Genomic DNA, 6,512 nt, shown 5'->3' on the forward strand with positions numbered 1-6,512 from the left:
CGCTTAGCTGGAGTCCTCCTAGTAGTTATTACGAATACGCCTCACGATTGTTCCAACTTTTTGTGCGGCATCTTCTAATTCCTCCAAAGTATTCCCCAAACCAAAGCTAAATCTTACAGCAGAATTAATTTGTTCCTCGGGCAATTGCATTGCTCGAAGTACATGTGAGCGTTCAAGCGCGCCGGAGGTACAAGCAGAACCGCTTGCTGCTGCGATACCTTCCATATCCAAATTCATGAGCATCGTTTCCGTATCGACACCAATAAAGCTGATATTTACGATATGCGGCAAATAGTGCTGCTCCGAGCCATTTATAACGATAGGCACTTCAACATGGTTGTGAAGCAGTTCTATCCATCTCTTACGAAGCTCGTCCATAAAAAGTTGCTTATTTTCTCGCTCGTTCACACAAATGTCAACTGCGGCAGCAAACCCGACGATCCCCGCAATATTTTCTGTCCCTGCACGCCGCTTTCTCTCTTGAGATCCACCATGCTGTAGAGCGTCAATCGGCGTACCGTTAGCCACATAAAGTGCGCCAACACCTTGAGGACCGTTGATCTTATGGGCGGAGAAGCTCATCAAATCAACTGGCAGCTCATTGAGCCTATACTCGAATGAGCCCAAAGCTTGAACTGCATCCACATGAAAAACAGCACCGCCAGCTCTAGCTATGCGCCCTATTTCTTCAATCGGCTGAATCGTTCCAACCTCGTTATTTCCATGCATGATGCTAATAAGGCCTGTTTCTGGGGTCATGGCTTCTTGAACAAGCTCTGGTGATGTTCGTCCAAAGCTATCAATAGGTAGTACGGTTAGGGAGAAACCTTCTTCCTTAACCAGCCATTCGCATGTATGAAGAACAGCGTGATGTTCACCCGCTGAAGTTATAATATGTGATTTGCCTCGTTTACGCTGTGCTCTAGCAGCCCCAATTAGAGCGGCATTATCGCTTTCCGTTCCACCTGAGGTAAATAATAATTGTCCCGGCTTGCAGCCTATTGCTGCTGAAATGAGATCTCGTGATCGATTTAACTGATGCTTGGCCGCTCTTCCAAAAGCATGCATACTAGACGAATTGCCGCCGGAGCCTTGCATTACCTCAAGCATCGCTTGGATGACTTTCGGATGCATAGGTGTAGTGGCGGCATGATCAAAATAATGATTTGTCATAGGTCGGCTTCCTTAAATATAGAACATATAGCTATCAGGTTTGCCAGCATCTTCGAAATTAATTAGATCTGCAAGCGTAGTCGAATCTAATACTTCTGCAATACTGTCTCTAATGCGCAGCCAAAGCTGACGTTTAGCCGGATCGTCTTCTTCTGTAAAGTCTACAGGCGAAATCGGGCCTTCAAGAATTCGAATAATATCCCCAGACGTAATTGTTTCCGGATCCTTCGATAAAATATAACCGCCATAAGCTCCGCGAATACTTTTCACAAGACCAGCATTTCTAAGGGGTGCTACTAATTGCTCCAAATAGTGCTCGGAAAGCTGATTTCGTTCAGCGATACTCTTGAGCGAAGTCGGGCCTTCACCAAATTTAGCCGCAAGCTCCATCATAATTGTTAAGCCATAACGGCCTTTCGTCGATATTTTCAAAGTGGCACCTCTTTTATTGTTTTTAGTATTGATTTATGATTGTGTCTTCCTCATTGGTTGTTAATTCTCTGTATTCCCATTTCACTTATATGTTAACATATCGAGCGGGCGGAGTGTGCAAAAAGGTTGACATCTTCATGAAAAAGTTTGCAGCCTATGTTACAATAATAAATGTTTGATTCAAGCAAGGTGGTGTTTACGATGGAAAAACCAAAAGCTTCGACAAGAGTTGTCGTCGGGATGTCAGGCGGCGTCGATTCCTCCGTCACTGCACTGCTGCTAAAGCAGCAAGGGTATGACGTTGTCGGCATTTTTATGAAAAACTGGGATGATACCGATGAATTCGGTCATTGCACGGCGGAAGAGGATTCTGAAGATGTACGCCGCGTATGTGAACAAATTGGCATTCCCTACTATACCGTGAATTTTGAACGGCAATATTTTGACAAGGTATTCACTTACTTTCTAGATGAGTACAAGCGCGGGCGTACGCCTAACCCAGACGTTATGTGCAACCGCGAGATTAAATTTGGCGACTTCCTGCAGCGCGCCTTGGAGCTTGGAGCGGATTATTTGGCAACAGGCCATTATGCTCAAGTAGAACGTACCGAGGATGGCACAACGAAGCTCATTCGCGGAGTCGATTCAAATAAAGATCAGACGTACTTCCTTAGTGCTCTTAATCAGAAGCAGCTGGCTAAAGCGATGTTCCCGATTGGGCATCTGCCGAAGCCTGAAGTACGCCGAATTGCTGAAGAAGCTGGCCTTTATACCGCTAAGAAAAAAGACAGCACAGGCGTTTGCTTCATCGGGGAACGCAATTTCAAAACCTTCCTTAGCGGCTATCTTCCCGCTCAAGCCGGCGATATGATTGATATTAGAAACGGCGAGAAAAAAGGTCGTCACGACGGACTGATGTATTACACGCTCGGCCAGCGCCAAGGACTTGGCATTGGCGGATCAGGTTCCGGCGAGCCTTGGTTCGTAGCGGACAAGGATTTGGAGAAAAACATTCTTTATGTTGTACAGGGAGAGCAGCATGCCAGCCTTTACTCTGAGAGCTTGACGGCAACTGGAATGAACTGGATTCTACCAGTAAAAAGCGGAGATACCATTCGCTGCACCGCCAAATTCCGTTATCGCCAGCCCGATCAAGGCGTCAGCGTAACGATTGGCGAAGATGGAAACGCGCATATCGTGTTTGACAAGCCTCAGAAAGCCATTACACCTGGACAAGCTGTCGTACTCTACGACGTCAACGTTTGCCTTGGCGGAGGCACGATCGATAAAGTTAAGAAAGTCGATCCTGCTGCTGATTTTGCAAAGCGAGCATAACAACACGAAAAGCTGCCTGAAGCATCCGCTAATGATGCATTAGGCAGCTTTTTTGATTAAAACGTTCATTTTCAGCCAAAATATTGGCCGTTCTGTCCTTTTTTTCTCTCGCCAATCTTTCGAATCAGAAGCCTGGAGATCCGAAGATGATCCGTCTCTTCAATAATGAATTCATATTCTCCAGCGTGATCGACACGCTGATTATTGACAGGAGGTATGTTTATTTTGGAATACATCCAGCCCCCGATTGTATCATAATCATCCGTTTCGATATCGAGATTGAAGAAGCTGTTGACTTCCTCGATCAGCATGAGACCGCTAATGGAGTAGGTATTGTCGTCTTTTTTCTCAAGAGGCTCTCGTTCCTCGTCAAATTCATCTTGAATTTCGCCGACGATTTCCTCCATAATATCCTCCAGCGTTACTAAGCCGGAAGTGCCGCCGTACTCGTCAATCAAAATAGCAATTTGCGACTTTCGTTTTTGCATCAGCTTCAGTAGTGTACTAATTTGCATCGATTCGGGTACTGTCGTAATCGGTCTCGTAATTTGCCTTATATCCTGCAGATTGTGCATCGTGTCCTTCAGTAAATCCTTGATATGCACGAACCCAATGATATTGTCCTTGTCATTCTCACAAACCGGATAACGCGTCAGCATTTGCTCCAGCGCAATTTTTTTATTGTCGGCTAAAGTGCAGCTTGTATTCAGGCATATCATTTCTGTTCGAGGAATCATAATTTCACGCGCATTCGTCTCGGCAAAATCAAAAATGTTATCAACAAGCGTTAGCTCCATATTATCTATTAAACCGTTTTTGTGGCTCTCCTTCATCAAAATCCGAATTTCATCCTCCGTGTGCGCCGAATCCTTCTCGGTCACAGGCTCAATTCCAATTTTTCTAAGAAGCAAATTGGCTACCCCGTTAAATAACCAAATAAAGGGAAACATAATCTTATAAAAACAAACGAGCGGCAACGCTGTCAATCGCGTAATGGATTCAGCTTTGCGGATTGCAATCGTTTTTGGCGCCAGCTCTCCAAGTACTATTTGCAGCATCGTAATGAGAATAAAGGCAAGCAAAAATGAAAAGGTATGAACAAACCATTCACTGCGAATGCCGATGAAAGCCATAGCAGGCTTGATCACATTTGCAATAGCTGGACCGCCAACCCATCCGAGGCCAAGCGAAGCAAGCGTAATACCAAGCTGGCACGCAGATAAATAAGCATCTAAATTGCCTGTCATATGAGAGGCAAGCTTTGCTCTCGAATCACCATCTGCGATTATTGTATCTAAGCGGCTTCCTCTTACCTTCACCATTGCAAACTCGGCAGCAACAAAAAAACTGTTCATCATGATAAAAACAAAAATAAGCAGCAGAGACAAGCTGGTCGGTAATGGGTCAATCACTGGATTCCTGTCCTCCGCAAGAAATGAAACGGGATGCGATGACAGGTGCACCTCCTTTTGGAACAAAGATACGGCAATCTTTGTGTAGTGTGAGATCTCTCCTAGATGACAAACCGCCGCGTCAAACGGTAAAGCATACGAGCCATACCGCTCTCAAGACTGTAATTATGTCTATTCGCCATAGGCTAGCACTTATACGCGGATTTCCAGTCTTTCTAAGCGTTTTTTATAGGAAGCATCAAACGATCTTCAACAAATGTTCACTAAGCCGCAATGAATTGATCATTTTATTTGGCGCAACAGCGAATTGGAATCTGTTATAATGCAATGAGCTTACTAAGTAGGCTCGTTACAAAAATATGTAGGAGGTTTAAAAATGAAACGAATATTGCTTATTTTTCTTGCCGCTCTATGGCTCGTTCCGGGCGTAGCGATGGCCCATTCCAAACTAGAAAGCGCGGTGCCTGCGCGAGATGCGACGGTCGCTGCCTCACCAGAGCGTATAGAGATGACATTTAACACAAAGATCGAGAAGCTTAGTAATTTTAAAATATTAAATGCTGCTGGCGAGGAAATGGAAAAAGAAAAGGTCGAGGTTGACGGCATGACAATGACCGGATCAGTACCTAATGCTTTGCCTAATGGTATTTATACAGTTAAGTGGGTCATTATCGGAGCGGATGGTCATTCGGTGGAAGGCGATTATTCGTTTACTGTAGAAGCGCCTGTTGTTACTGAACAACCAAGCGAAGAACCAACAGCTACAGCTACTGAAGCACCAGCAGAGACAACGGCTCCTACTCCTTCTCCTGATGCTAGCACTAATACTGACGGAGGAAGCAGTGAAGCTACAACTAATGATGCTGGGACAAACTATACTCCTTATGTCGTTATCGGTGTCATTATCGTAGCAGCAGTTCTCTTATTCATGCGGAGGCGCAAATAATGATCTATATCAGCGAAGGCCTTCTATACATTTGCTTCGCCATTTTAACGGGCACCTTTCTATTGCGGCTTGTACCGGAGGACAGAAGGCCTTCCGTTCATGTACCGCATGGCCTGCTGCTCGCATGCGCAGTAGCAATACCGTTCTTATCCTACGTTCCTATTCATAAGCTTGCTATCGTATTTGCCAAAGATTTTGACATGAGCTACGGCGCTATTTTAAAGAGCATCCTGCTCGATGTTAATACAGGCAAAGCGTGGGTATGGACAACCATCGGATCAGCTGGACTCGCTTTTCTACTAGGGCTTAAAGCATTCCGGGGCGATAAGCATATGCCTAAGGTAGCTTTGTTTGTTACCTTTTTGCTAATTGTGTGGCTGGGTTATGCAGGACATGCTTCATCCTTGTATGGATTTAAAGGTTTAATTACACATTCTGCTCATTTTCTCGCAGTCAGCGTATGGATCGGCATTTTGTTTGTGATCAGTTGGTTTTCCAAAGACGATGCCAATTGGAATGCATTTCTGCGTTGGTTTTCGCCAGTAGCCATCGTTTCTGTTGTTGTAACGCTTCTTGCCGGCATTACGCTTATGTCATTCACAACTCCAGAATATGTAAACTCATGGATGCTTCCCTACGGTCAGATGCTGCTGATTAAACATCTACTGATTTTGCCTCTACTGCTGTTTGCTTTCTCAAATGGCTTCGGATACAAAAAAATAGCAAAAACCAATCCGAATTTCAATCCAAGACGCTGGCTAAAAGCAGAAAGCTTCATTGCTTTGCTCGTGCTTGCAGCCACAGGTGTGCTTGGTCAGCAAGCACCACCGCATAAGGTGAAGGAGACACTGCAATCGGAATCACCTTCTCCATTTTTCACTTCAATTTACAAAGGAAACTTCAGCCCTGACATCAGCTTGAAATTCACGCTGAACATGGAGTGCCTGCTTATGCTTGCGGCAGCTGCACTAATGGCGGTCGGTCTGCTTTGGATGTATCGCGTAAATAAGCTTATGCCAGCTTTTGTAATGGGTATTTTGACAGTGGTATTCGGCTATTTCGGCCTGATGTTTGCGATTGCTTAAAAGAATAACAAGAAAAACTCCTGCTAATATGGAGGTAAGCTTAGGAATGAGCTTACCTCCATCAAATTAGCAGGAGTTTTTTTTATTAATTTTCTTATCATTTACCTTGGCGTTTTTGCTGATTTTGCC

6 protein-coding genes are annotated in these 6,512 nt (G+C 44.7%); 3 read left to right on the forward strand and 3 right to left on the reverse strand.

Annotated elements, in window-relative coordinates; all coding sequences use genetic code 11:
* Positions 1-18: 18 nt before the first annotated feature.
* Together AC1DSE_RS27710 and cymR are read right to left on the reverse strand one after the other, a co-directional pair.
* Positions 19-1,173 carry a cysteine desulfurase family protein gene (locus tag AC1DSE_RS27710; RefSeq protein ID WP_339207912.1) on the reverse strand — a complete coding sequence of 385 codons (1,155 nt, stop codon included), beginning with the start codon at positions 1,171-1,173 and terminating at the stop codon, positions 19-21.
* Between the two features lie 12 nt (positions 1,174-1,185).
* Positions 1,186-1,605, reverse strand: coding sequence for a cysteine metabolism transcriptional regulator CymR (cymR, locus tag AC1DSE_RS27715; RefSeq protein ID WP_054027272.1), 420 nt, complete (start codon positions 1,603-1,605; stop codon positions 1,186-1,188).
* A gap of 201 nt (positions 1,606-1,806) precedes the next feature.
* Here cymR and mnmA point away from each other — a divergent pair, with 201 nt between their 5' ends.
* Positions 1,807-2,940 carry a tRNA 2-thiouridine(34) synthase MnmA gene (gene mnmA / locus AC1DSE_RS27720; RefSeq protein ID WP_441875841.1) on the forward strand — a complete coding sequence of 378 codons (1,134 nt, stop codon included), beginning with the start codon at positions 1,807-1,809 and terminating at the stop codon, positions 2,938-2,940.
* 71 nt (positions 2,941-3,011) lie between these two features.
* Here the strand turns inward: mnmA and AC1DSE_RS27725 are convergent, their stop codons facing one another.
* Positions 3,012-4,352 (reverse strand): hemolysin family protein, encoded by a 1,341-nt coding sequence (locus AC1DSE_RS27725; RefSeq protein WP_441875838.1) that lies wholly within the window; start codon positions 4,350-4,352, stop codon positions 3,012-3,014.
* A gap of 376 nt (positions 4,353-4,728) precedes the next feature.
* On the opposite strand from AC1DSE_RS27725, the gene AC1DSE_RS27730 reads away from it, so the two are divergent.
* Together AC1DSE_RS27730 and AC1DSE_RS27735 are read left to right on the forward strand one after the other, a co-directional pair.
* Complete coding sequence (locus AC1DSE_RS27730; protein WP_430057775.1) at positions 4,729-5,298, forward strand: copper resistance CopC family protein; 570 nt, start codon at positions 4,729-4,731, stop codon at positions 5,296-5,298.
* Complete coding sequence (locus tag AC1DSE_RS27735; RefSeq protein ID WP_076270821.1) at positions 5,298-6,383, forward strand: copper resistance D family protein; 1,086 nt, start codon at positions 5,298-5,300, stop codon at positions 6,381-6,383. Before AC1DSE_RS27730 ends, AC1DSE_RS27735 begins: the two co-directional genes overlap by 1 nt.
* Positions 6,384-6,512: the final 129 nt, after the last annotated feature.

It is taken from the genome of Paenibacillus sp. 01L418 (assembly GCF_056400045.1).